The organism is Bacillus toyonensis BCT-7112 (assembly GCF_000496285.1).
Classification (GTDB): Bacteria; Bacillota; Bacilli; order Bacillales; family Bacillaceae_G; genus Bacillus_A; species Bacillus_A toyonensis.
The window spans coordinates 1782163-1808175 of the sequence record NC_022781.1 but is presented as its reverse complement, the minus strand read 5'-3'; the positions used below and the strand labels follow the sequence as shown (position 1 = coordinate 1808175).

Below are 26013 nucleotides of genomic sequence, written 5' to 3'. Positions count from 1 at the left end.
AGGAATTTCCATTGACATCATCAAATACAAAAGTATATCTCGAAATTGTAAAAAAAATCCGTTCCATTATGGAAGAGGATGGATTGGTAGCAGGGGATCGTTTGCCGTCTGAGCGGGAGCTAAGTTCACGCTTAAACGTAGGACGCTCATCTGTAAGAGAAGCATTGCGTGCTTTAGAACTGGTAGGGTTAATTGAAACGAGACGGGGTGAAGGGACGTTTATTCGAAACTTTTACGATAACGGTCTTGTACAACTAATTGCTCCGTTTCTATTGCAAGATGAGAAAACAATTCGTGATTTATTACAAACAAAACGATTGCTTGAGAAAGATATGATTCGAATTGTATGTAATTTACCGAAAGAAACATTTTCTAAAGTGCTAAGTAGATTACAGAAAGTGCTTGAAGAAAATGAAAGTTCGATTCCAATGCTTCACCAAACGTTCTTTAAAACACTAATTGAACAAGTCGATAATTATTTACTATATCGCATTTGGATGATCGTAAATGATTACGTAGCAACTCTTTCTTGTAAAGTTTCAGGAGATTCTATCGATATGTATAGAAAGCTTTATGCTACTTTGGAAGAAAAACAAGAAAATGATGCACTAAAAATTTACGATGAATTAGTAGAGAATATACAGTTTCACTCGTAATGTATAAAATTTGTCGAAATGACCATGACACGTTATGACAAACATTCTACCGCATAGCGGTTAAAGTTAAACGTAAAGAGAGAGGTTATTAGACAGATTGAGAAGATAAGGCTAACATCAAACATTGGTGTTAGCCCCATTTTCTTCTTACGCTAACCTTAGCTCTCAACGAAGGGGGTCAAATTGTGCTAAGAGATTTATTCGTGAAAAAGAAAAAGTATGCTGCAATACCTTCAGAACAAGTACGAAAAGATGTACCAGATGGCGTTATGACAAAATGTCCGAAATGTAAAAAAATCATGTATACGAAAGAACTTCTGAAAAATTTAAAAGTATGTGTGAACTGTGGATATCATCATCCTATGAATGCATGGGAGCGCCTTGATAGTATATTGGATGAAGGGTCATTCCGTGAGTATGACAAAGAAATGGTTTCATTAAATCCACTCGAGTTTCCAGGATATGAAGAGAAATTAGAGAACGATCGTAAGAAGACTGAATTGAATGAAGCGGTTGTAACTGGTGAAGGAACAATTGATGACATGCTTGTTGTTGTTGCAGTAATGGATTCTCGTTTTCGAATGGGGAGCATGGGCTCTGTTGTAGGAGAAAAAATTGCCCGTGCGGTTGAAAAGGCATACGACTTACAAGTTCCATTTATTATCTTTACTGCTTCGGGTGGTGCCCGTATGCAAGAAGGTATATTAAGTTTAATGCAAATGGCAAAAACAAGCGTAGCTTTGAAAAAGCATAGTAATGCAGGAGGGTTATTTATTTCTGTTATGACTCACCCAACGACGGGCGGGGTTTCAGCGAGTTTTGCTTCACTTGGTGATTATAATCTTGCAGAGCCAGGTGCACTTATCGGATTTGCTGGTAGACGTGTAATTGAACAAACAGTGCGTGAGAAACTACCGGAAGATTTCCAAACGGCAGAATTTTTACTAGACCATGGTCAATTAGATGCGGTTGTGCATCGTGATGATATGAAAGAATCACTTCGTAAGATTTTAGAAGTTCATCAAGGAGGGGAAATGGCTGTATGGCAGAGCTAGAATTTGAAAAACCAGTTGTTGAGCTAAGAAATAAGATCCGTGAACTGAAAGACTATACGAAAAACAGCCAGATGGACTTCAGTGAGGAGATTCGTATTTTGGAAGACAAGCTAGAAAATTTAGAGGAAGATATATACGGCAATATGAAAGTATGGGACCGTGTGCAAATTGCTCGTCATGCAGAACGACCGACAACGCTCGATTATATTGAGCACTTATTTACTGATTTTTTTGAATGTCATGGAGATCGCCTATTTGGCGATGATGCAGCGATTGTCGGCGGCATTGCGAAATATAAGGGGATGCCTGTAACTGTAATTGGGCATCAGCGCGGAAAAGATACGAAAGAAAATATTCGTCGTAATTTTGGGATGCCTCATCCAGAAGGATATCGAAAAGCACTGCGTCTCATGAAACAAGCGGAAAAGTTTAATCGTCCTATTATTTGTTTCATCGATACGAAGGGAGCTTATCCTGGTAAAGCAGCTGAAGAACGTGGACAAAGTGAAGCTATTGCCCGCAATCTATTTGAGATGGCAGGTTTAACGGTACCAGTTATTTGTATCGTTATCGGTGAAGGCGGTAGTGGTGGTGCGCTAGGTCTTGGAGTAGGAGATTACATTCATATGCTAGAAAATTCCACTTATTCTGTTATTACACCAGAGGGTGCAGCGGCAATTCTTTGGAAAGATGCAGGAAAAGCGAAGGAAGCTGCAGAAGCAATGAAAATTACAGCAGCAGATTTGAAAGAATTAGGTGTAATTGATGAAATTATTCCAGAGGCAAAAGGTGGAGCTCACCGTAATCTTTTAAAACAGTCAGAAAATATAGACTTAATGATTAGAAAAACTTTTGAACAATTAAACGGAATTTCGAAAGATGAATTAATCGAAAAACGTTATGAAAAATATATGAAAATTGGGCAAGTTTCGTTTTCAAACGCTTCCATTGGGATAAAATAAGAAAAGCGTGCGTTCCTCTTCGCGAATGCACGTTTTTATTATGAAAAGACACATCTTCTCCATTGTGTTTTTATATTTTTTCGTGTTATTTTATTATAAGGCAAATAATCTTTATGAGGTGAGTACAAATGAAACGTATTGGTGTATTAACAAGTGGTGGAGATTCACCTGGTATGAATGCTGCCATTCGTGCAGTTGTTCGTAAAGCGATTTTCCATGATATTGAAGTATATGGTATTTACCATGGATACGCTGGATTAATTTCTGGTCACATTGAAAAATTAGAACTTGGTTCTGTTGGCGATATTATCCACCGCGGTGGTACGAAATTATATACAGCAAGATGTCCTGAGTTTAAAGACCCAGAAGTACGACTAAAAGGTATCGAGCAATTAAAGAAACACGGTATCGAAGGACTTGTTGTTATTGGTGGAGATGGCTCTTACCAAGGTGCTAAAAAATTAACTGAACAAGGATTCCCATGTGTTGGTGTACCAGGTACAATCGACAATGATATTCCTGGAACAGACTTCACAATTGGTTTCGATACAGCTTTAAATACTGTTATTGATGCAATTGATAAAATCCGTGACACAGCTACATCTCATGAACGTACATATGTTATCGAAGTAATGGGACGTCATGCTGGAGACATCGCATTATGGGCTGGTTTAGCTGATGGTGCAGAAACGATCTTAATTCCAGAAGAAGAGTATGACATGGATGATGTAATCGCTCGTCTAAAACGCGGTAGCGAACGTGGGAAAAAACACAGTATTATCATTGTAGCTGAAGGTGTTGGAAGTGCAATTGACATCGGTAAGCATATTGAAGAAGCAACAAACTTTGATACTCGTGTAACTGTATTAGGTCACGTACAACGTGGTGGATCACCAAGTGCACAAGACCGTGTATTAGCAAGTCGTCTTGGCGCAAGAGCAGTTGAGTTGTTAATTGCTGGTAAAGGTGGACGCTGTGTAGGTATTCAAGATAATAAACTTGTTGATCATGACATTATCGAAGCGTTAGCTCAAAAGCATACAATCGATAAAGATATGTATCAATTATCTAAAGAATTATCCATCTAATCGGCGTAATGTCGGATATTTGGGAACGGTTTCATAATTTTCGGAGGTGCAATATGCGTAAAACTAAAATTGTATGTACAATAGGTCCTGCTAGTGAAAGTATTGAGAAATTAGAACAATTAATGGAAGCGGGTATGAACGTTGCTCGTTTAAACTTCTCTCATGGTAGCCATGAAGAGCACGGCGCTCGTATTAAAAACATTCGTGAAGCTTCAAAGAAAACTGGTAAAACAGTTGGTATCTTACTTGATACAAAAGGTCCAGAAATCCGTACTCACGACTTCGTAGACGGACAAGCTGAACTTGTAACAGGTGCAGAAGTAGTTCTTTCTACTGAACAAGTATTAGGTACTGCAGAGAAGTTCTCTGTATCTTATGCTGGTCTTTATGATGATGTAGACCCAGGTTCTCGCATTCTAATCGATGACGGTCTTATCGAGCTAGAAGTAATCGAAAAAGCTGACGGGAATATCCGTACAAAAGTTTTAAACAGTGGAACTGTAAAAAATAAAAAAGGTGTTAACGTACCAAACGTAAGCATTAAGCTTCCTGGTATCACTGAAAAAGACGTAAAAGATATCATCTTTGGTATCGAGCAAAAAGTTGATTTCATCGCAGCATCTTTCGTTCGTAAAGCATCTGACGTATTAGAAATCCGTGAATTACTAGAAGAGCATAATGCTCAATACATCCAAATCGTACCGAAAATCGAAAACCAAGAAGGTATCGACAATATCGATTCAATCTTAGAAGTTTCTGACGGTTTAATGGTAGCTCGTGGTGATATGGGTGTGGAAATTCCACCAGAAGAAGTACCTTTAGTGCAAAAACGTTTAATCAAAAAATGTAACGTATTAGGTAAACCAGTTATTACTGCAACGCAAATGTTAGATTCTATGCAACGTAACCCACGTCCAACTCGTGCGGAAGCAAGTGACGTAGCTAACGCAATCTTCGATGGTACGGATGCAATCATGCTTTCAGGTGAAACTGCTGCTGGTCAATATCCAGTAGAAGCGGTAACAATGATGGCTAACATTGCAGTACGTGTTGAAAAATCATTACAATACGAAGATATGTTCAAAAAACGTATTAAAGAGTTCACTCCAACAATTACAGATGCAATTAGCCAATCTGTTGCGCATACAGCACTTGCTCTTGATGTAGCTGCGATCGTAGCTCCAACAGAAAGTGGACATACTGCGAAAATGATCTCTAAATATCGTCCGAAATCTCCAATCGTAGCTGTAACATCTGACGAGCAAGTAGGACGTCGTCTTGCACTTGTTTGGGGTGTACAAGCATTTATGGCTGGGAAACGTGCAGCGTCTACTGACGAAATGTTAGATACTGCGATTCAAACAGGTATGGATGCAGGTCTAATCGGACTTGGAGACACTGTAGTAATCACTGCGGGTGTTCCAGTTGCTGAAACTGGTACAACAAACTTAATGAAAATCCATGTTGTTGGTGAAGAAGTTGCTAAAGGACAAGGAATCGGTCGTAAAGCTGCAAAAGGTAAAGTAGTTGTAGCGAAAACAGCTGCTGAAGCTGTAGCGAACGTAAACGAAGGTGATATCCTTGTTACAACAAGCACTGATAAAGATATGATTTCTGCAATCGAAAAAGCTGCTGCTTTAGTTGTAGAAGAAGGTGGCTTAACTAGCCATGCAGCTGTTGTAGGCGTATCAATCGGTATTCCTGTTATCGTTGGTGTAAACGGCGTAACAGCAACTTTAAAAAATGGCCAAGAAGTAACAGTTGATGCGGCACGCGGAATTGTTTATAATGGACATGCGGAAGTGCTATAAGAAGTAATACGGAGAGAAGGAGCGGAGTCCTTCTCTTTTTTTTACACAAAAACATGATAGAACTATTTTAAAACGTCTAAATTTGCTTTTACAAGCTGCTTGTTATGAAGTTTAATGTGAATGGATGTCTTACTTCTGTTTAGTCTATATGAGCGTTTTAGGGGTCTTTAAAGCGATTTGTGAAAGGGGTGCAGAACTGTGAAATGGTTGTTATTCTTGTTGATTTTAATACCGGCGGTTGAGATTACGGTATTAATTGGGTCGAGTCATGTAATAGGGTTATGGTCTACGTTCGCTATGATTGTATTTACTGGTGTTGTAGGTGTATATTTGGCGAAAAGGCAAGGGTTTAAAGTGCTTAGAGAGATTCAATCTAAGTTGAATAGAGGAGAAATGCCAGGCGAGGCAGTACTAGATGGTATTTTTGTATTTGTAGGAGGTATTCTTTTAGTGCTTCCTGGATATGTGACGGATGTAATGGGGTTTATTTTTGTTGTCCCTTTTACTAGGGCTTTATTGAAGCCGCTTGTTATGAAGTGGATGGAATGGAAGTTTAGAAAGAGATCTACTATTATTATTCAGAAGTAGTGCTTAGATTATAGCGATCTAAGCACTACTTTTTTTATTCTGCAAAAAGCCTGATTGGTACGGGTTAATAATTAGTGGGGGATGAACAAAACCTGATTGATTAAAGTTTCACTTTATTGTGTAGGATATATATTTCTGATTGAACATGTAAATTGGATACTATTTGTTCTTAATGAATAGGATGTAGAAAAAATCCGCTATATTGAAGTTTTATTTTTGTGTATGAAGGATCGAGGAACGTAATGAAATCTGATAAAAGCAGGGGAATCGTTAGTTGAAGCCTTATCTTATACTGATTTGTATATTTATTCATTTACATAAAAAGTAATAAATGTAAGTAATAATTATAAAATAAATAGAATAAAAATGTATTTTAGGTTGAAAAATCCGTTTTTATATGCAAAAAAACAAGAGAATTATCCTTTTTTGGGCAATTCTCTTTTTGCATGTAGTTAGTATGAAAAAGAAGTACAAGGAATAATGAGTGGGAAATTGCACTCATTATTCCTTAAGTTTTTTGTGTGAATTAGAAATTATTGTTTTGAAGAGGGTGAACCTTTAATGTATTTCCACAAGTCATGGAAGACATGAGCTTTGTGTAATGTATTAAGTAGTACTAATGTGACTGGACCGATGATTAATCCTAAGAAACCGAAGAGCTTAAAGCCGATAAATAGAGCGACTAGTGTCGCTAATGGATCAAGACCAATATTAGATGAAAGTACTTTAGGTTCCATAATTTGTCTTTGGACAATCACGACGATGTATAGAATGAGAAGACCGATGGCGAATGCGGTGTCGCCAGTGAAAAATACGTATATAACCCAAGGGACGAAGACGGCTCCTGTCCCTAAGTATGGGAGTAAATCTACAACACCTGTAATAATCGCGATAGTAATGGCGTATGGTACGCGTAATATTAAAAGTCCGATTAGTACAATAACGGTTGTCATAGATACGAGTGTAAGTTGCGCTTTAACAAAACCGAACAAAGCTTTTCTTAAATCGACAAAAATAGTTTTTCCGTAGCCATGTACACGATTCGGTAGAAGTTTTCTTGCTTTTTGAGCAAGACGGTGCCAATCGTAACTAATGAAGAAAGTGGCTAATAAAATGAATACAAGAACAGTTAGAGTTGTTGGTAATGCACTAATGAAATTTGTTAATCCACTTATAATAGCTGTTAAAAGTTCTTTCATTTGTGTTGTTGCTTCAGTTCCTAAGTTTTGGATGTTTTGTGTAATTGTATAACGCTGCGGTTCTCCAAGATGATTAAATTTAGAAATTAAATCGTCATAGAGAGGCATAATATGATTAAGTGCAAATTGCTCTGCGAATTTAACGATATCCGGAAACTTTACTGTAACAAGTTGTAGTAAGTATGTTGTGGCAGATATTGCTTCTGTTACAAGGTATGTAACAAGCCCGACGATAGCTCCGAATACGAGAATTAAGCTAACGAGTACTGCTAGTGCGCGAGGGAATTGTAGTTTTTGATTAAGGAAATTGACGACAGGATTAATCAAATAAGCAAATGCAAAAGCGATAATAAAAGGATAGATAAGTCCTGACATGTATAGTAATACATAGAACCCAGCTACCGTTGCTACAATGACAAATATGAGTCGCAATATCATATATAGTAAGTTTCGGTTCAAAGATGTATACCTCCCATTCCAATTTGTATTAGCCTAATTCGTTCAACTTATAACGAGTAGCATTCACTGATTAAAGTTTCACTTTTATGTTATAGTGGAATGATGGATTTTCCCTGCTTTTTCAGTACATGAACGACTGTAAAAGCTTGTTGATGATGCTTCTACTATATGGTAAAAACTTCATTTTCTCTTCTTTTTATTTTACCTGTTTCTTGTTAGAAAAGAAAGGAGAGACCATCGTTTTCAAAAATGTATATATGCTTTGATTTTTTTGGGTTACAGTCTCGTTTTGTAAGTTAAAAATGCATACAAAAATGAAATTGTTGGCTTATTCTCATTGGCAAATAGACATCGATATGACATGTATAACGATAGGTTTAAAGGTATTTTTGTTTGGAAGCGAGTTCATTATTTTCAGAAAGGAAGTGCAAACATGATTAGTCAGTCAACGTTATTTTTATTCATACTACTTATTATAGGACTTATTGCTAAAAACCAATCGCTTACTGTAGCCATTGGAGTGTTATTCTTATTGAAGTTTACGTTTTTAGGAGATAAAGTCTTTCCTTATTTACAAACGAAAGGGATTAACCTTGGTGTAACAGTCATTACAATAGCAGTGCTCGTACCGATTGCGACAGGGGAAATAGGCTTTAAACAACTCGGAGAAGCAGCGAAATCATATTATGCATGGATTGCTTTAGCCTCAGGTGTGGCGGTCGCTTTGTTAGCGAAAGGCGGCGTACAATTATTGACGACGGACCCTCATATTACAACTGCGCTTGTTTTTGGGACGATTATAGCGGTTGCCTTATTTAATGGGGTGGCTGTAGGCCCATTAATTGGGGCTGGAATTGCCTATGCAGTTATGAGTATTATACAAATGTTTAAATAAGGAATTTTATAGTAATATAAAATTTTTGAATTCTTTCTGTTCACAAAAGTCAGATAATTGTTTATAATAGAATTAGAAACTTTGAAAAGTTACATAACAGCAGAGACTTTACACCAGATAAAATAAAAACAACATAAAACAATTTTATAATGATATTGTTTTATGTTGTTTTTATCATAAAACTCTTCGGAATTCATTTTCCTCACTAACTTGTTGTTCTGAGCGTGAGGATTCGGGGAGACATTCACGCTCATGCTTTCCATGTAAGCAATGGACATTAAGAGGGGAACATCGCAACAAATGTGCATGATCGTGCATTTTGCTTGCCTAAAGAGTGAACGGGCGTTCATAATTCATAAGGGGAGCAAATAGATATAAGGAGCAAGGTTGGGAGAATTTTTCAGGAAAAGGAGAGAATGTCATGACTGTTATTCGAGGTTTAGAAGGGGTAGTAGCAACAACATCATCTGTGAGCTCTATTATTGATGATACATTAACTTATGTTGGGTATAATATTGATGATTTAGCTGAGAATGCTACATTTGAAGAAGTAGTGTACTTATTATGGCACCGTAAGCTTCCTAACGAACAAGAACTAGCGGAATTTAATGAAACTGTATCAGAATACTATAAAGTGCCAGGTGAAATTTTAACATATTTGAAACAAGTAGATTTAAAGATCGCACATCCTATGTCTGTTTTACGAACTGCAATTTCCATGCTATCATTATACGATGAGAGCGCTGAAATTATGGATGAAAAGTCCAATTATTTGAAAGCGGTTAAATTACAAGCTCAAGTGGGAACTTTAATTGCCGCTTATGCAAGAATCCGTAAAGGTTTAGATATTGTTGAACCGAGAAAAGATTTATCATTAGCTGCAAACTTCTTGTACATGTTAAATGATCGTGAGCCAAATGAAGTTGAAATTGAAGCTTTTGATAAGGCGCTTGTACTTCATGCAGATCATGAGTTAAACGCTTCTACATTTACTGCACGTGTTTGCGTAGCTACACTTTCAGATGTATATTCTGGTATTACTGCAGCAATCGGTGCGTTAAAAGGTCCTCTTCACGGCGGGGCAAATGAAAATGTAATGAAGATGTTAACTGAAATTGGCGAAGAAGAAAATGTAGAATCATATATTCATAATGCTCTTCAAAATAAAGTGAAAATCATGGGCTTTGGTCATCGTGTGTATGAGCAAGGTGATCCACGTGCAAAACATTTACGTGAAATGTCTAAGAGATTATGCGTGCTTTTAGGAGAAGAGAAATGGTATAATATGTCTATCAAAATTGAAGACATTGTAACAAAAGAAAAAGGTCTTCCACCAAATGTTGATTTCTATTCAGCTTCTGTATACCATTGTTTAGGAATTGACCATGACTTATTTACACCTATCTTTGCAATTAGCCGTATGTCAGGCTGGTTAGCTCATATTCTAGAACAATATGAAAACAACCGTTTAATCCGTCCGCGTGCTGATTATAATGGACCAACACATCAAGTATATGTTCCAATTGCACAACGATAAGCGAAAAACACTATTTCGATAGTAAAAATACGCTTTCAAAAGTCTGATTTTTTTGGGAAGATGTAATGATTAGAATATTTTAATTTGACTAACGGTTTGAACTGAGGGGTTATTCCCTCAGTTTCATACATATGAAATTTCAAACATGGGGGTTATCACATTGACGACAGGTGAAAAAATTACTGTAACTAATGGTGTTATGAATGTACCAAACAATCCGATTATTCCATTTATCGAAGGAGATGGAATTGGTCCTGATATTTGGGAAGCTGCATCTCGCGTACTAGAAGCAGCAGTAGAAAAAGCTTATGATGGTGAGAAGAAAATCGTTTGGAAAGAAGTGCTTGCAGGGGAAAAAGCATTCAACCAAACAGGCGAGTGGTTACCAGAAGAGACTTTAAATTTAATCCGTGAATATTTAATCGCAATTAAAGGTCCACTTACAACTCCAGTTGGCGGTGGTATTCGTTCTCTAAACGTAGCGCTTCGTCAAGAATTAGATTTATACGTATGTCTACGTCCAGTTCGTTATTTTGAAGGTGTTCCTTCACCTGTAAAACGTCCGGAAGATACTGATATGGTTATTTTCCGTGAAAATACAGAAGACATCTATGCTGGAATTGAATATGCACAAGGATCTCCAGAAGCAGAAAAAGTTCTTGCTTTCTTAAAAGAAGCAATGGGTGTTAATAAAATCCGCTTCCCAGAAACATCTGGTATTGGTATTAAACCAATTTCAGAAGAAGGGACAAAGCGTCTTGTTCGTGCTGCAATTCAATATGCAATTAACGAAAAACGCTCTTCTGTTACATTAGTTCATAAAGGAAACATTATGAAATTTACAGAAGGTGCTTTCAAAAACTGGGGTTATGAAGTTGCGGAACAAGAATTTGGCGATAAAGTATTTACTTGGGCTGAATATGATCGCATCGTTGAAAAAGATGGCAAAGATGCAGCGAATAAAGCGATGGCAGACGCAGAAGTGGCTGGAAAAATCATCGTAAAAGATTCTATTGCAGATATCTTCTTACAACAAATTTTAACTCGTCCACGTGAGTTCGATGTTGTTGCAACAATGAACTTAAATGGTGACTATATCTCTGATGCACTTGCTGCACAAGTAGGTGGAATTGGTATTGCACCTGGTGCAAACATTAACTATGTGACTGGACATGCTATCTTTGAAGCTACACATGGTACAGCTCCAAAATATGCAGGTTTAGACAAAGTAAACCCATCTTCTGTTCTTCTTTCTGGTGTATTATTACTAGAACATTTAGGATGGAATGAAGCTGCGAAATTAGTAACTGATTCAGTTGAGAAAACAATTGCATCAAAAGTAGTAACATACGACTTCGCTCGTCTAATGGAAGGCGCAACAGAAGTGAAATGTTCTGAATTTGCTAATGAGCTTATTAAAAACATGGATGTAGCGATAATCAAAAACGCATAATTAAAGTGGGGGGTAAATTATGACAATCAAACGCAAGAAAGTTTCAGTCATCGGTGCAGGATTTACAGGAGCAACAACAGCATTCTTATTAGCACAAAAAGAACTTGCAGATGTTGTATTAGTGGACATTCCACAACTGGAAAATCCAACAAAAGGGAAAGCGTTAGATATGTTAGAAGCGAGCCCAGTACAAGGTTTTGATGCTAACATTATTGGAACATCTGATTACGCAGATACTGCTGATTCTGACGTTGTCGTTATTACAGCAGGTATTGCACGTAAGCCTGGTATGAGCCGTGATGACTTAGTAGCAACAAACTCTAAAATTATGAAAAGTATTACGCGCGACATTGCAAAACATTCACCAAATGCGATTATTGTTGTATTAACAAATCCAGTTGATGCAATGACATATTCTGTATTTAAAGAAGCAGGATTCCCGAAAGAGCGTGTTATCGGGCAATCGGGCGTATTAGATACAGCTCGTTTCCGTACATTCATTGCACAAGAATTAAATTTTTCTGTGAAAGACATTACAGGATTTGTTCTTGGTGGACACGGTGACGACATGGTACCTCTTGTACGTTATTCCTATGCGGGTGGCATTCCGTTAGAAACGTTAATTCCGAAAGAGCGTTTAGAGGCAATTGTAGAACGTACACGTAAGGGTGGCGGAGAGATTGTAGGCTTATTAGGAAACGGTAGTGCATATTACGCACCAGCGGCTTCTTTAGTTGAAATGACAGAAGCAATCTTAAAAGATCAACGCCGTGTATTACCGGCTATTGCGTATCTTGAAGGTGAATATGGTTATAGTGACCTTTACTTAGGGGTACCAGTAATTCTAGGTGGTAACGGAATTGAAAAAATTATTGAATTAGAACTTCTTGCAGAGGAAAAAGAAGCGTTAGATCGCTCTGTAGAATCTGTACGTAACGTTATGAAAGTTCTTGTTTAATAATTAAATATAAGCGGAAAAAGATTCGGGGCCCCGAATCTTTTTCTACTATTTAATGAAATGTTTTTTTGGAATAATATGAAAACGCTATCATTTGTAGTATCCTATAATGAAACTGTAGATTTATACTATACATTGCCCTCATCATAGTAAATTTCGGATAAGGTATCGCTTTTAGTAGGATAATAAGGTGAAAAAATCGGAGGGGGTTGTAACATGTTAAAGAAAAAAGTTCAAATTGGTCGTAAAATGGATGAAATTACAGTAGGAGAGAAACTATCTATCACTGAAAAAATTGAGGATAAAGATTTGTTATTGTATTTAGGGCTAACGAATGATGCCAATCCATTATATATTCAGCATGATTACGCATCCCAAACTCCGTATGAAAAGCCGATTGTACCAAGCATTATGCTAACGGGAATGATTACAACGGCGGTTACGAAATATTTACCAGGTCCAGGTAGTCATATTATTAGGAAGGACCTTACGTTCGTGAAGCATGTTCACCATTATGAAACGTTACAAATCCACTTTGAAGTTGTGGCTGTTTCTGAGGAGGCACATACAATTGATATGCTTGTATCTGCTCATGATGAAAAAGGAGAAACGGTTGTTAAAGGTTCATTAACGGTAACGCCACCTTTTAAATCTGTTTCCATTATGGAAAAAGCATTAGATAATTTTTAAAACATGAAAATATGAATAGCGCTAGCATACCTTTAATAAGGGAGCTAGCGCTATTTTTAGTTGAAGAATCCTTCAGCGAACCCTGCAGCAAAATCTGAACAACCCGTTTTAATCGTATCCCAGCTTGGAGCGTTAAAAGTAAGAATACATGTTACTACTAAAGTTAGAATAGGTAGTACTAGTCGCATAATAGAACCTCCGTACATATAACATTCATATATATTAATTATTATATGAAATTATCACATACTTTAATAACTGAAGTCAATTGAAGGAGGGATTTTTTAAGTGAGATGGAAAAGGGAAGACGTTATTTTTGAAACGATAAGAGAAGCTGAAGTGTGGGCAGACGGGATCGCGAATGAAATATACGGAAGGGTATTTGATGGATATGAAACACCGGACTATAAAATAGCGTATGTTCTATCTTTTTTCTTAGCGCAAAATCGAGAATTCAATGTTCATACGGAAGTAGAATGTAATGAGAATATAGAATTGTATAAAGTGTGGATAGTAACACGTTAATTGAGCCGAGTGTAATTGTTTTTAGAGATAACGAGGGCATAATCTGAATCCATGAATAGACAATTATATTGAGGGGGGACCTGTTTTCTAGTATGATGAGAATAACGGGGAAAATACTAGGATGAAGAAGGTTTCAAGTCTATAACTTGGAGGAAAAGAATGAACAATCGTATTTTAGTAGTTGATGATGAGGAATTTATCTTAACTTTAATTGAATTTAATTTACAACAAGCTGGTTTTGAAGTTATAACAGCGATGGATGGAGAAATGGCGCTTCAAAAAGCGACAACAGAACGTCCGGATTTAATTATATTAGATTTAATGCTTCCAAAAATGGATGGTATGGAAGTTTGTAAAGAATTACGATTGCAGCGTGTTATGACGCCGATTTTAATGTTAACAGCAAAAGATGATGAATTTGATAAGGTGCTAGGTCTTGAACTTGGGGCGGATGATTATATGACGAAGCCATTTAGTCCAAGGGAAGTTGTTGCTCGTGTGAAGGCGATTTTACGTCGTACGAAATTACAGCAAGAAGAGCAAGTTGCAGAAGCGCCAGATGAAGATAGCATCCTAATTGCAGACCTTAAAATTTTACCGGAGTTTTATGAGGCTTATTTCCAAGGAAGAAAGCTTGAATTAACCCCAAAAGAATTTGAACTACTTGTTTATCTTGCGAAAAATAAAAGTCGCGTGTTGACGCGTGATCAATTATTAAGTGCTGTATGGAATTATGATTTTGCTGGTGATACACGAATTGTTGATGTTCATATTAGCCACTTGCGCGATAAAATTGAAAAAAATACGAAAAAACCGACGTACATTAAAACGATACGTGGTTTAGGATATAAATTAGAGGAGCCAAAAGGGGATGAATAAATTTCGTTCCAGGCTTCTTTTTACATTTGTTTCTCTTATTGTGTTTATTTTAGTTGGACTAGGTTTACTGTTAGAAACCGTGTTTGAAAACTATTATATAGATCATGCGAAAGAGAGAATGGTAAAAGAAACAGGATATGTTGCGGTATTAGCAGAAGAACAAGGTTTTGAGGATGTTTTAAAAAGGCCGTATGTATTTGAAAAGTTAGAAGAAAAAATACCAGCTTCTATTATATTTGTAGATGAAAAAAAGAAAGTTCAATATGGCAAAGGGCAACAATCTGCATTTAGTCAAGAGATGATTAAAGAACTTTCTGCCGAAACAGCGAAACAACGAAATAAAGTCATTACGAAAGAAACGGATCAGAAGAATGAATTTTATCATGCGGTGTTCGTTCAAGATGTAACAGGGAAACAAGGATACATTTTGGTGAAAAGTACAATTGAGCCTTTGAAAGATGTTCATCAAAAAACGTGGGGATTATTAATTATCGGATTTGTTATCGCTTGTCTTGTAGTCGTGTTTTTAGGTATGAAAATTACAGGGCAATATATTAGGCCAATTGAATCAGTTACGAAAGTTGCGATTGAATTAGCGAAGGGAAATTATAAAGCACGTGCTTATGAAAGTCATTCGGATGAAACAGGAATGCTGAGTAAAGCGATTAATATTTTAGCTCGTAATTTACAAGAGATGACACTCGAACAAGAAATGCAACAAGATCGTCTGCATACGTTAATCGAAAATATGGGAAGTGGAATGATTTTAATTGATAGCCGCGGTTATATAAACCTTGTAAACCGTTCTTATAAAGAGACTTTCCACGTAACAGATGAAGAGTATTTAGATCGCTTATATTATGAATCGTTCCATCATACAGAAATTATTGAGCTTGTGGAAGAAATCTTTATGACAGAAGTGAAAGTGCGTAAACAAATGCTATTGCCACTTGGAATTGAGCGAAAGCATTTCGAAGTATATGGAGCGCCGATTATCGGGACGAACCATGAATGGAAAGGGATTGTTCTCGTATTCCATGACATAACAGAGTTAAAGAGATTAGAACAAATGAGAAAAGACTTTTTAGCCAATGTTTCTCATGAACTAAAGACGCCAATTACTTCTATTAAAGGTTTTTCAGAAACGCTCTTGGATGGAGCGATGGATAATAAGAAATTCTGCGAACATTTCTTACACATTATTTTAAAAGAAAGTGAACGCATGCAAGGGTTAATTGAAGATTTATTAGATTTGTCAAAGATCGAGCAACAAGGGTTTAAATTAAATATGGAAACCGTTGATATGAAGGGAATTCTTGAAGATATTCATATGGTGCTTGACAATAAAGCAGGCGAAAAAGAAATCTCTTTACAAGTGAATGTATTAAAACGTGTCTCTGTCATTGGAGATCCTGGTCGTTTGAAACAAATCTTTATTAATTTAATTAATAATGCAATCGTATATACACCGGCTGGAGGCGTTGTTTCTGTTGAATTAGCAGAAGATAAATACAATGCTTATATAAAAGTATCTGATACTGGAATTGGCATTAGTAAAGATGAAATCCCACGTATTTTTGAACGTTTTTACCGAGTGGATAAAGCGAGAAGTAGAAATACTGGTGGTACAGGTCTTGGATTATCGATTGTAAAGCATTTAGTTGAGGCACATCACGGTACAATTACTGTGGATAGTGAAGTTGGGGAAGGGACAACATTTACAGTTGTTTTACCGAAATCGGCAACTGAAAAATAGGATGAAGGATATTTACAATATATTAACAATGGCTTAATTAAATATTAATAAAGCTCTGTTAATATAATACATGAAAACCCCTTCATCCAAGGAGTAATTTTGGACGAGAATAGTTATGCTGTTCTCGTCACTTCCCTTTATGCCAATATAAGTTTGATATATATGAAAGAAAAAACCGTTATTTTTCTTCTCTCTATTAGTCATGTTAATATAGAGAGAGGAAAGGAACGGTTTTTTTCTATGTGAAAATCGTTTCAAATTTGTATGGGGAGGTTTCTATTGTGGAAAAAAAAGTCGTATTAGTAGATGGTAATAATATCGCGTATCGTGCTTTCTTTGCACTACCGCTTTTAAATAACGACAAAGGTATACATACGAACGCAATTTACGGTTTTACAATGATGTTAATGAGAATATTAGAGGAAGAAAAGCCAACGCATATGCTTGTTGCGTTTGATGCAGGAAAAACGACATTCCGTCATAAAACGTATAGCGAGTATAAAGGAGGACGTCAAAAGACTCCACCTGAGTTATCAGAACAATTCCCGTTTATTCGTGAGATGCTTGATGCATTTAATGTACCGCGTTATGAACTAGAAAATTATGAAGCGGATGACATTATGGGGACGTTAGCGAAAGAAGCGAGTGAGCAAGGGTTTCATGTTAAGGTTATTTCAGGAGATAAAGATTTACTTCAACTTGTTTCTGATAATACGCTTGTATGTATACCTCGAAAAGGGATTACAGAAGTAGATGAATATACGAAAGAAGCTTTATTTGAGAAATACAGTTTATCACCAAAGCAAATTATCGATATGAAAGGTTTAATGGGGGACCAGTCAGATAATATTCCGGGTGTACCAGGAGTTGGTGAAAAAACTGCAATTAAATTGTTAACGCAATTTGAAACGGTTGAAGCAGTGTATGAAAATATCGATCAAGTAAGCGGGAAGAAATTAAAAGAAAAACTAGAAGCGAATAAAGAACAAGCTCTTATGAGTAAAGATCTTGCAACTATTATTACAGATGCGCCGATTACAGTGCATGTGGATGATATGGAGTATAAAGGATATGAAGCAAGTGATGTGATTCCAATGTTCGAGAATTTAGGATTTACATCTCTTTTGAATAAATTAGGTGTTACGCCAGAAGAAACAGCTCCAGCTGAATTAGATGATATTACATTTGATATTGTGGAAGAAGTTACAGAAGAAATACTTCAGCAAGATAGTGCACTTATTATAGAAGTACAAGAAGATAACTATCATAAAGCGGACATTCAAGGTTTTGGTATTCAAAATGAAAATGGTTGCTACTTTATTCAGACAGACATAGCTCTTGCATCCGAGGCTTTCAAAGCATGGCTTGCAAATGGAGAAATGAGAAAGCATACATTTGATGCGAAGCGAGCTATCGTTGCACTCAAATGGAAGGGTATAGATATTCAAGGAATCGACTTTGATTTATTAATTGCTGCTTATTTACTTGATCCAGCTGATACGGATAAAGATTTCCGTACTGTAGCGAAAATGAAAGAAACGCATGCCGTGAAATCGGATGAAGAAGTTTATGGAAAAGGTGCGAAGCGTGCTGTTCCAGAGCTAGAAGTAGTAGCGGAGCATGTAGCTCGAAAAGTGCATGTATTATATGATGTAAAGCAAACGTTCTTGGAAGAATTAAAAAAGAACGAGCAATATGAATTGTTTACAGAGTTAGAATTACCACTTGCACGTGTACTAGCTGATATGGAAGTAAAAGGTGTAAAAGTTGATACGGAGCGCCTTCGTAATATGGGAGAAGAACTTGCGGGTAGATTAAAGGAAATGGAACAGGAAATTTATAAGCTTGCGGGAACAGAATTTAATATTAATTCACCGAAGCAACTTGGGGTTATTCTGTTTGAGAATTTAAACTTACCAGTTATTAAAAAGACGAAAACAGGTTATTCTACGTCAGCTGATGTACTGGATAAACTTATGAATCATCATGAAATTATTCCAAACATTTTACATTATCGTCAGTTAGGGAAATTAAATTCAACTTACATTGAAGGTTTACTAAAAGTTGTACATGAAGATTCATCGAAAATTCATACTCGCTTTAATCAAGTTTTAACACAAACAGGTCGATTAAGTTCAACAGATCCGAACTTGCAAAATATACCGATTCGATTAGAAGAAGGAAGAAAGATTCGTCAGGCATTTGTTCCATCAGAAGAAGGATGGATTATGTATGCGGCCGATTATTCACAAATTGAACTTCGTGTATTAGCTCATATTGCAAATGATAAAGGGCTAGTTGAAGCGTTCCAACATGATATGGATATTCATACGAAAACAGCTATGGACGTATTCGGTGTTGGAAAAGATGAAGTAACTTCGAATATGAGACGACAAGCGAAAGCTGTTAACTTCGGAATTGTGTATGGTATTAGTGATTACGGTCTTTCACAAAACTTAGGAATTACAAGAAAAGCAGCAGCGGAATTTATTGAAAAGTATTTAGAAAGTTTCCCTGGTGTACAAGAATATATGGATGACATCGTAAAAGATGCGAAACAAAAAGGGTATGTGGCTACCTTATTAAATCGTCGCCGTTACATTCCGGAAATTACGAGTCGTAATTTCAATTTACGTAGCTTTGCTGAGCGTACAGCTATGAATACACCAATTCAAGGTAGTGCTGCAGATATTATAAAGATAGCTATGATTATTATGGCAGATCGTTTAGAAGAAGAAGGATTACAAGCGCGTCTTCTTCTGCAAGTACACGATGAATTAATCTTTGAAGCACCAAAAGAAGAAATTGAAAAATTAGAGAAGCTTGTACCAGAAGTAATGGAGCATGCAATTGAACTCGCAGTTCCACTGAAAGTTGATTATTCTTACGGTCCAACTTGGTACGACGCAAAATAAGGAAGTGATGAAATGCCTGAATTACCAGAGGTTGAAAATGTCAGACGGACACTCGAAAATCTTGTAACAGGAAAAACGATTGAAGATGTTATTGTTACGTATCCAAAAATAGTAAAACGACCAGATGATGCGGAAATCTTTAAAGAAATGCTCAGAGGCGAGAAAATTGAAACGATAAAGCGAAGAGGTAAGTTTTTGCTTTTATATGTAACGAATTATGTTATCGTTTCACATTTGCGTATGGAAGGAAAGTTTTTACTGCATCAAGAGGATGAGCCAATTGATAAGCATACGCACGTCCGTTTCTTATTTACAGATGGAACTGAATTACATTATAAAGATGTGAGAAAGTTTGGTACGATGCATCTCTTTAAAAAAGGTGAAGAGTTAAATCAAATGCCTCTTGTTGACTTAGGTCCAGAGCCATTTGATGCTGAATTGACACCACAGTATTTACAAGAAAAATTGCAAAAGACAAATCGTAAAATAAAAGTCGTATTATTAGATCAGCGTCTTTTAGTAGGGCTTGGAAATATATATGTAGATGAAGTTTTATTCCGTTCTCATATCCATCCAGAGCGAGAAGCTGCATCTTTAACGCAAGAAGAAATCGAAAGAATTTACGAAGCAATTGTTACAACGCTAGGCGAAGCAGTGAAGCGAGGCGGAAGCACAATTAGAACGTATATGAATTCGCAAGGGCAAATTGGTTCATTCCAAGAACTTTTAAATGTATATGGGAAAAAGGGAGAACCATGTGTAACTTGTGGCACGATATTAGAAAAAACAGTTGTTGGCGGAAGAGGGACGCATTATTGCCCAATTTGTCAGCCTAGAATATAGAAAAGAGATAACATCGGATAGGCATTTGTCATATACATACAGCAGAGCTATGTATAAGGGAGGAGCTTACCGATGTACCTTTATTTATCTCTTATTTTATTAGCTTTTACATTAAGCTTAGATAGCTGTAGTGTAGGGCTGACATATGGTTTGAGAAGCGTAAGAATTCCACTAAGATCAATTATAATTATCGGAATCTGTTCAGCGGCTGTTATGCTTGTTTCAATGGGAATTGGACATATGATTGCGAAAATATTTTCACCTGTTATCGCAACGCGTATCGGTGGGCTTGTTCTTATTGGAATAGGGATTTGGGTATTATATCAATTTTTTCGGAGTGATAAAAAGGAAGAACCGAAGCAAGAAGAGAAGGTTTGGAAACTAGAAATTGCTTCACTTGGGTTAGTAATTCAAATTTTACGGAAACCGACTGTTGCAGATTTTGATAAATCGGGAACTATTTCTGCAGGAGAAGCGCTACTTCTTGGTATCGCACTTTCCGTGGATTCGTTTGGTGCTGGAATTGGTGCATCTTTATTAGGTTATGCACCCGCTATGATGGCAATATTAGTTGCAGTTATGAGTTCTTTATTTTTGTTTATTGGAATGAAGCTGGGTACAGTTTTATCGAATATGAAATGGTTACAAAAATTTACATTCCTGCCTGGGGTATTACTCATTATTATTGGAATTTGGAAAATGTAAGTATGGGCGTGGAACATTAGTTTCGCGCCTTTTATTATGAGGAGGAGAAGTATTATGACAGTGGTAATTGGATTAACGGGAGGAATTGCAAGCGGAAAAAGTACGGTATCAGAAATGTTTCGTGGGCTAAGTATACCGGTTATTGACGCAGATGTTATTGCAAGAGAAGTTGTAGAACGAGGAAAACCAGCATATAACAAAATAGTAGAAGTATTTGGAACGGAAGTGTTACAAAAAGATGGAGAACTGGATCGGCCGAAATTAGGAAATGTTGTTTTCTATAATGAAGAAAAACGATTGCAGTTAAATAAAATTGTTCATCCTGCAGTACGTGAGGAAATGAATGCACAAAAGGAAATGTACATAAAAGAAAGTATGCAAGCGGTTGTGTTAGATATCCCTCTTTTGTTTGAAAGTAAATTAACAAGTCTCGTTGACCGCGTTTTAGTTGTAGCTGTCACGCCTGATACGCAATTAAAACGTTTAATGGAGCGAAATAATTTTTCGGAAGAAGAAGCAAAAGCACGTATACAATCGCAAATGCCGTTAGAAGAAAAAGTGAAGCATGCGGATGAAGTAATAAATAATGATGGCACAATTATGGGAACGAAAACACAATTACAGGGAATTTTAAAGAAATGGAACATTATTGACTAAAAAATTGTGAAATTAATGAAAATGCTTAGTGACATATCCCCTTTTTGTGTTATACTATTATTGGGATTGGAGATAAATAGTATAACGCATTCAAGGGGGATAACATATTATGACTCGTGTGGCAATTAATGGATTTGGACGTATTGGGAGAATGGTATTTCGTCAGGCAATAAAAGAAAGCGCATTCGAAATTGTAGCAATCAATGCAAGCTATCCATCTGAAACGTTAGCACATTTAATTAAATATGATACAGTTCACGGCAAGTTTGACGGAACAGTAGAAGCATTTGAAGATCACTTATTAGTTGATGGGAAAATGATTCGCCTTTTAAACAACCGCGATCCAAAGGAATTGCCTTGGACAGATCTAGGTGTTGAAGTTGTAATTGAAGCAACTGGTAAATTTAATTCAAAAGAAAAAGCAATTCTTCACGTTGAAGCTGGAGCGAAAAAAGTTATTTTAACAGCGCCTGGTAAAAATGAAGATGTAACAATTGTAGTTGGTGTGAACGAAGACCAATTAGATATTACAAAACATACCGTTATTTCAAATGCATCTTGTACAACAAACTGTTTAGCGCCTGTTGTGAAGGTGTTAGATGAGCAGTTTGGAATTGAAAACGGTTTAATGACGACTGTTCACGCTTATACAAATGACCAAAAAAATATTGATAATCCACATAAAGATTTAAGAAGAGCACGTGCTTGCGGACAATCAATCATTCCGACAACGACAGGTGCTGCGAAAGCGCTAGCAAAAGTTCTTCCGCATTTAAACGGAAAACTTCATGGTATGGCACTTCGTGTACCAACACCAAACGTGTCTCTTGTTGACTTAGTAGTAGATGTAAAACGTGATGTGACAGTTGAAGCTATTAACGATGCATTCAAAACTGTAGCAAACGGTGCGTTAAAAGGTATTGTAGAATTTAGCGAAGAGCCTTTAGTATCTATTGACTTTAATACAAATACACACTCAGCTATTATTGATGGCTTATCTACAATGGTAATGGGTGATCGTAAAGTAAAAGTACTTGCTTGGTATGATAACGAGTGGGGCTACTCTCGTCGTGTTGTAGATCTTGTAACGTTAGTTGTTGACGAATTAGCGAAACAAAAAAATGTGCAACATATTTAAGTGAATAAGGGAGAGGGCAAGTGAATATTGCCCTCTCTTTTTTTATTTTTTTCTGAAAAGGAAAAAAATTATATGAGTATATTTTGGAAAGTGGACATACCACGAAGCGTTGTTATTACTGTATTTGTGAATCATTTCTTTTTTTTAGGGAAAAGTAAAGAGGAAAATATGACAGAAAATCGAAAAAACTGTTGTTGCAAAATGAAAATAAACAAAGTATACTAACACTCGTAAACTTAAGAGCTGAGGTACGTAGTCACTACTTAAAGGGTTAGGACCTCTCTGGACTAACTTTCCCCCGTGGTAGTGGAGCAAGCCAAATTGCAAATTAGTTTTCAATTCGAACAGTTAGAATAAATTTACAAGGGGGAACTGTAGAATGGATACTATGGATACGATGGGTCGTCACGTGATCGCTGAACTTTGGGATTGCGATTTCGACAAGCTTAATGACATGCCGTATATTGAACAATTATTTGTGGATGCAGCACTAAGAGCTGGTGCTGAAGTGCGTGAGGTTGCTTTCCATAAATTTGCACCACAAGGTGTAAGTGGAGTAGTAATTATCTCGGAATCACATTTAACAATTCATAGCTTTCCGGAGCACGGTTACGCAAGTATTGATGTTTATACTTGTGGGGATCGTATTGATCCAAATGTTGCTGCAGAATATATTGCAGAAGGTTTAAACGCGAAAACGCGTGAGAGTATCGAGCTTCCTCGAGGCACCGGTAGCTTCGAAATTAAGCAGAGAGAAACAAAAGCTCTTTAAAAAAGAACATAATTGATTTAAAATGTAAAGAGGTGTATAATGCACCTCTTTTTTAGTTTATAAAAAAGGAAAAACATAACGTGTTCATTAGTTAGTTAAATGGAGCTCTCACACATAAGTTAGTGCTACATCAACCATCTTATTTTGTTTGGAAAATAGATGATGAAATCATGTATTTAAACTTAGAGTGGTAAGAGCATTAGAATGAGTTATATAATATTGTATATATATTTTTACGTGAATGAAGTAGAGAAAAATAAAAATCAAATTGTAAGGGAGTGAATGAATTGCGTTGTCCATCCTGTTCTCATAATGGCACAAGAGTGTTAGATTCGCGTCCGGTAGACGAAGGGCGCTCTATTCGAAGAAGGAGAGAGTGTGAAAGTTGTTTAAGTCGCTTTACGACATTTGAAAGAGTAGAAGAGTCACCTCTGATCGTTGTTAAAAAAGAAGGCACACGAGAAGAGTTTAATAAAGAAAAGATTTTACGCGGTTTAATTAAAGCATGTGAGAAAAGACCAGTATCTTTAAGACAATTAGAGGAAGTAACACAAAGTGTGGAACGTGAACTTCGTAATTTAGGTATATCAGAAGTGAAAAGTGATATGATTGGTGAAATTGTTATGGAAGAACTTCGTGATATCGATGATGTTGCTTACGTACGCTTTGCTTCTGTATATCGTCAATTTAAAGATTTAAATGTATTTATTGAAGAATTAAAAGATATACTGCAAAAAGAAAGAGAATAGAAGCTGTATTCAATTCTCTTTACATACTGTAAGTAATGAGGTAAGAGAGCTAGAAGCGTAAGCTAATAGCTCTTTTTCGCTAATAATCATTGGGGATTTTGTTCATCCCAAAATGATTATTAGCCTTCACCAATCGGGCATTTACGGGAAGGTATCTCCTGCCAAACTTCCGTGCATTCGCCGAATTTTGATGCGGGAGTCTTACTGCCCGCAAATAGCGAGATAAAATATATAATGAAGATAGAACGAATGAATTAGAGGATAGATTGGATGAGAGAAAGGAAAAGCAAGAATGCAAAAACAGTCATGGATGGAGCTATTGCCGATTGATCGTTATAAAGTAAGTACGAAAGGACTACTACATAATTACGACCGAAAAGTGTTAACGATGTTGTATCAGCCGTTAATAGGTAGTAGAGCTTTTAGCTTGTACATGACGCTATGGGGGGCATTAGAGCAAGATCGTGTATTTGGAAAAGAGAATACACATCATTCCCTTATGGTGACCATGCAAATGCAACTTCCCGAAATATATGAGGAACGAGTAAAGCTAGAGGCAATTGGGCTTTTAAAGGTATATATTAAGAAAGAAAAAGATATTCGAATGTTTATATACGAATTGCAACCACCTTTATCTCCAAAGCAGTTTTTTGATGATATTGTTTTAAGTATCTTTTTATACAATCGATTGAGTCGGACAAAATATAATCAAGTAAAACAATATTTCTTAGAAGAAGAATTTGATTTTGCTTCTTATGAAAATATTACACGTTCTTTTAATGAGGTGTTTGATTCGTTTAATCCAGGACAGCTTGAGCATGCGCAAGAAGAACTCCGTATTCCAAAAGCGACAATGATGCCAAATAATGAAAAGGGAGATGCTCCTAAAGTTTGGAACGATTTCTTTGATTTCTCCTTATTTGTAGACGGATTGTCCGCTCTTGTTCCTAAAAAGGCGATTACAGATCAAGTGCGAGAATGTGTCATTACACTTGCTTACGTGTATGGTGTGGATGTGTTATCGATGCAAAATATCGTTCTTGGTGCGGTGACAGAGATGCAAACAATTGATATGGAAAGGCTTAGAAAAGGAGCGCGCGATTGGTACCAATTCGAAAATGGTCAAGCGTTACCAATATTAAGTGAAAGAGTACAGCCACACGCTGCACGTACGATGAAAGAGAAAGAGCCTTCATCGCAAGAAGAGATGCTTATAAAACAATTAGAAGAAATCTCACCAAAACAACTATTGAAAGAGATTTCTGGTGGTGCAGAGGCGACGAAAGCGGACTTGCAAATTGTTGAGGATGTTATGATCAATCAAAAATTAACGCCAGGAGTTGTGAATGTACTTATTTATTACGTTATGCTACGCTCAGATATGAAACTTGCGAAAACGTATGTGGAGAAGATTGCTGGGCATTGGGCTCGTAAAAAGGTCGGTACAGTAGCTGAAGCAATGGCGCTAGCAAAAGAAGAAAACCGTCAATACCAAGAATGGGCTGAGACGAAGAAAAAAGGTCGTACAGCGAAGAAAACAGTACGAAAAGAAATGGTACCAGATTGGTTGAAAGAAGAGCCGAAAGAAAAAGAAACTGTGAAAAATGATGTAGGTGCGGAAAAAGATACAAGTACGTTAGAAGATGAACGAAAACGACTAGAAGAAGTGTTGAAAAAATATAAGCGTGATTAATAGAAGAGAATGAACGCTCTTTGAGGTGAG

At 36.6% G+C, this 26013-nt stretch carries 24 protein-coding genes; 22 read left to right on the top strand and 2 right to left on the bottom strand.

Translation table 11 applies throughout. The features are described 5' to 3' along the window. The first annotated feature begins 11 nt into the window (after positions 1 to 11). The 6 genes from BTOYO_RS09250 (at position 12) to BTOYO_RS09225 (ending at position 6160) form a co-directional block, all read left to right on the top strand. Positions 12 to 656, top strand: a complete 645-nt coding sequence (locus BTOYO_RS09250) for a FadR/GntR family transcriptional regulator (protein ID WP_000204451.1) — start codon at positions 12 to 14, stop codon at positions 654 to 656. Between the two features lie 185 nt (positions 657 to 841). Next, positions 842 to 1711: an acetyl-CoA carboxylase, carboxyltransferase subunit beta gene (accD, locus tag BTOYO_RS09245; RefSeq protein WP_000942864.1), complete on the top strand. Its 870-nt coding sequence runs from the start codon at positions 842 to 844 to the stop codon at positions 1709 to 1711. Then, positions 1699 to 2673 (top strand): acetyl-CoA carboxylase carboxyl transferase subunit alpha, encoded by a 975-nt coding sequence (accA, locus tag BTOYO_RS09240; protein WP_000818790.1) that lies wholly within the window; start codon positions 1699 to 1701, stop codon positions 2671 to 2673. The genes accD and accA overlap by 13 nt, the downstream gene beginning before the upstream one ends. Before the next feature lie 128 nt (positions 2674 to 2801). Next, a complete protein-coding gene (gene pfkA / locus BTOYO_RS09235) occupies positions 2802 to 3761 on the top strand; it encodes a 6-phosphofructokinase (protein ID WP_000821156.1) in 960 nt (319 codons plus the stop codon). A gap of 53 nt (positions 3762 to 3814) precedes the next feature. Further along, entirely contained in the window at positions 3815 to 5572 is a 1758-nt protein-coding gene (gene pyk / locus BTOYO_RS09230) for a pyruvate kinase (RefSeq protein ID WP_001232683.1), read from the top strand. A gap of 198 nt (positions 5573 to 5770) precedes the next feature. Continuing rightward, positions 5771 to 6160: an FxsA family protein gene (locus BTOYO_RS09225; RefSeq protein ID WP_000871649.1), complete on the top strand. Its 390-nt coding sequence runs from the start codon at positions 5771 to 5773 to the stop codon at positions 6158 to 6160. Positions 6161 to 6693: 533 nt separating this feature from the next. Here the strand turns inward: BTOYO_RS09225 and ytvI are convergent. Next, positions 6694 to 7818, bottom strand: a complete 1125-nt coding sequence (gene ytvI, locus BTOYO_RS09220) for a sporulation integral membrane protein YtvI (RefSeq protein ID WP_001081386.1) — start codon at positions 7816 to 7818, stop codon at positions 6694 to 6696. Positions 7819 to 8251: 433 nt separating this feature from the next. Here ytvI and BTOYO_RS09215 point away from each other — a divergent pair, with 433 nt between their 5' ends. The 5 genes from BTOYO_RS09215 to BTOYO_RS09195 all read left to right on the top strand — a co-directional run bounded on the left by BTOYO_RS09215 (position 8252) and on the right by BTOYO_RS09195 (position 13351). Next, complete coding sequence (locus tag BTOYO_RS09215) at positions 8252 to 8713, top strand: DUF441 domain-containing protein (protein WP_000625507.1); 462 nt, start codon at positions 8252 to 8254, stop codon at positions 8711 to 8713. 421 nt (positions 8714 to 9134) lie between these two features. Next, positions 9135 to 10250, top strand: coding sequence for a citrate synthase (citZ, locus tag BTOYO_RS09210; protein WP_000216095.1), 1116 nt, complete (start codon positions 9135 to 9137; stop codon positions 10248 to 10250). 160 nt (positions 10251 to 10410) lie between these two features. Beyond that, positions 10411 to 11703, top strand: a complete 1293-nt coding sequence (icd, locus tag BTOYO_RS09205; protein ID WP_000206907.1) for an NADP-dependent isocitrate dehydrogenase — start codon at positions 10411 to 10413, stop codon at positions 11701 to 11703. 19 nt (positions 11704 to 11722) lie between these two features. Continuing rightward, on the top strand, positions 11723 to 12661 hold the full coding sequence (gene mdh / locus BTOYO_RS09200; RefSeq protein WP_000153227.1) for a malate dehydrogenase: 939 nt from the start codon (positions 11723 to 11725) through the stop codon (positions 12659 to 12661). A 216-nt stretch (positions 12662 to 12877) separates the two neighbouring features. Continuing rightward, positions 12878 to 13351 (top strand): MaoC family dehydratase, encoded by a 474-nt coding sequence (locus tag BTOYO_RS09195; RefSeq protein ID WP_000914174.1) that lies wholly within the window; start codon positions 12878 to 12880, stop codon positions 13349 to 13351. Positions 13352 to 13407: 56 nt separating this feature from the next. On the opposite strand, the gene BTOYO_RS28150 is transcribed toward BTOYO_RS09195, so the two are convergent. Next, positions 13408 to 13539, bottom strand: coding sequence for a hypothetical protein (locus tag BTOYO_RS28150; protein ID WP_001241584.1), 132 nt, complete (start codon positions 13537 to 13539; stop codon positions 13408 to 13410). Between the two features lie 100 nt (positions 13540 to 13639). Here BTOYO_RS28150 and BTOYO_RS09190 point away from each other — a divergent pair, with 100 nt between their 5' ends. The 11 genes from BTOYO_RS09190 (at position 13640) to BTOYO_RS09140 (ending at position 25983) form a co-directional block, all read left to right on the top strand. Beyond that, a complete protein-coding gene (locus tag BTOYO_RS09190; RefSeq protein WP_001267375.1) occupies positions 13640 to 13876 on the top strand; it encodes a hypothetical protein in 237 nt (78 codons plus the stop codon). Positions 13877 to 14035: 159 nt separating this feature from the next. Continuing rightward, positions 14036 to 14755: a two-component system response regulator PhoP gene (phoP, locus tag BTOYO_RS09185; RefSeq protein WP_001065218.1), complete on the top strand. Its 720-nt coding sequence runs from the start codon at positions 14036 to 14038 to the stop codon at positions 14753 to 14755. Then, the gene (gene phoR / locus BTOYO_RS09180; RefSeq protein WP_001032137.1) at positions 14748 to 16511 is read left to right on the top strand and encodes a sensory box histidine kinase PhoR; all 1764 of its coding nucleotides are present in this window, start codon (positions 14748 to 14750) and stop codon (positions 16509 to 16511) included. The genes phoP and phoR overlap by 8 nt, the downstream gene beginning before the upstream one ends. 281 nt (positions 16512 to 16792) lie before the next feature. After that, positions 16793 to 19426, top strand: a complete 2634-nt coding sequence (polA, locus tag BTOYO_RS09175; protein ID WP_000412835.1) for a DNA polymerase I — start codon at positions 16793 to 16795, stop codon at positions 19424 to 19426. Between the two features lie 12 nt (positions 19427 to 19438). Beyond that, positions 19439 to 20269, top strand: coding sequence for a DNA-formamidopyrimidine glycosylase (gene mutM / locus BTOYO_RS09170; RefSeq protein ID WP_001114492.1), 831 nt, complete (start codon positions 19439 to 19441; stop codon positions 20267 to 20269). A gap of 72 nt (positions 20270 to 20341) precedes the next feature. Then, the gene (ytaF, locus tag BTOYO_RS09165; protein WP_000281731.1) at positions 20342 to 20974 is read left to right on the top strand and encodes a sporulation membrane protein YtaF; all 633 of its coding nucleotides are present in this window, start codon (positions 20342 to 20344) and stop codon (positions 20972 to 20974) included. Between the two features lie 54 nt (positions 20975 to 21028). Beyond that, positions 21029 to 21631 carry a dephospho-CoA kinase gene (gene coaE, locus BTOYO_RS09160; protein WP_000219291.1) on the top strand — a complete coding sequence of 201 codons (603 nt, stop codon included), beginning with the start codon at positions 21029 to 21031 and terminating at the stop codon, positions 21629 to 21631. Positions 21632 to 21740: 109 nt separating this feature from the next. Continuing rightward, positions 21741 to 22769: a glyceraldehyde-3-phosphate dehydrogenase gene (locus BTOYO_RS09155; RefSeq protein ID WP_000198973.1), complete on the top strand. Its 1029-nt coding sequence runs from the start codon at positions 21741 to 21743 to the stop codon at positions 22767 to 22769. A gap of 388 nt (positions 22770 to 23157) precedes the next feature. Then, positions 23158 to 23541 (top strand): adenosylmethionine decarboxylase, encoded by a 384-nt coding sequence (gene speD / locus BTOYO_RS09150; protein WP_002003660.1) that lies wholly within the window; start codon positions 23158 to 23160, stop codon positions 23539 to 23541. A 287-nt stretch (positions 23542 to 23828) separates the two neighbouring features. Further along, on the top strand, positions 23829 to 24290 hold the full coding sequence (nrdR, locus tag BTOYO_RS09145; protein ID WP_001203687.1) for a transcriptional regulator NrdR: 462 nt from the start codon (positions 23829 to 23831) through the stop codon (positions 24288 to 24290). Between the two features lie 292 nt (positions 24291 to 24582). Then, on the top strand, positions 24583 to 25983 hold the full coding sequence (locus tag BTOYO_RS09140) for a replication initiation and membrane attachment family protein (protein ID WP_001171837.1): 1401 nt from the start codon (positions 24583 to 24585) through the stop codon (positions 25981 to 25983). Positions 25984 to 26013: the final 30 nt, after the last annotated feature.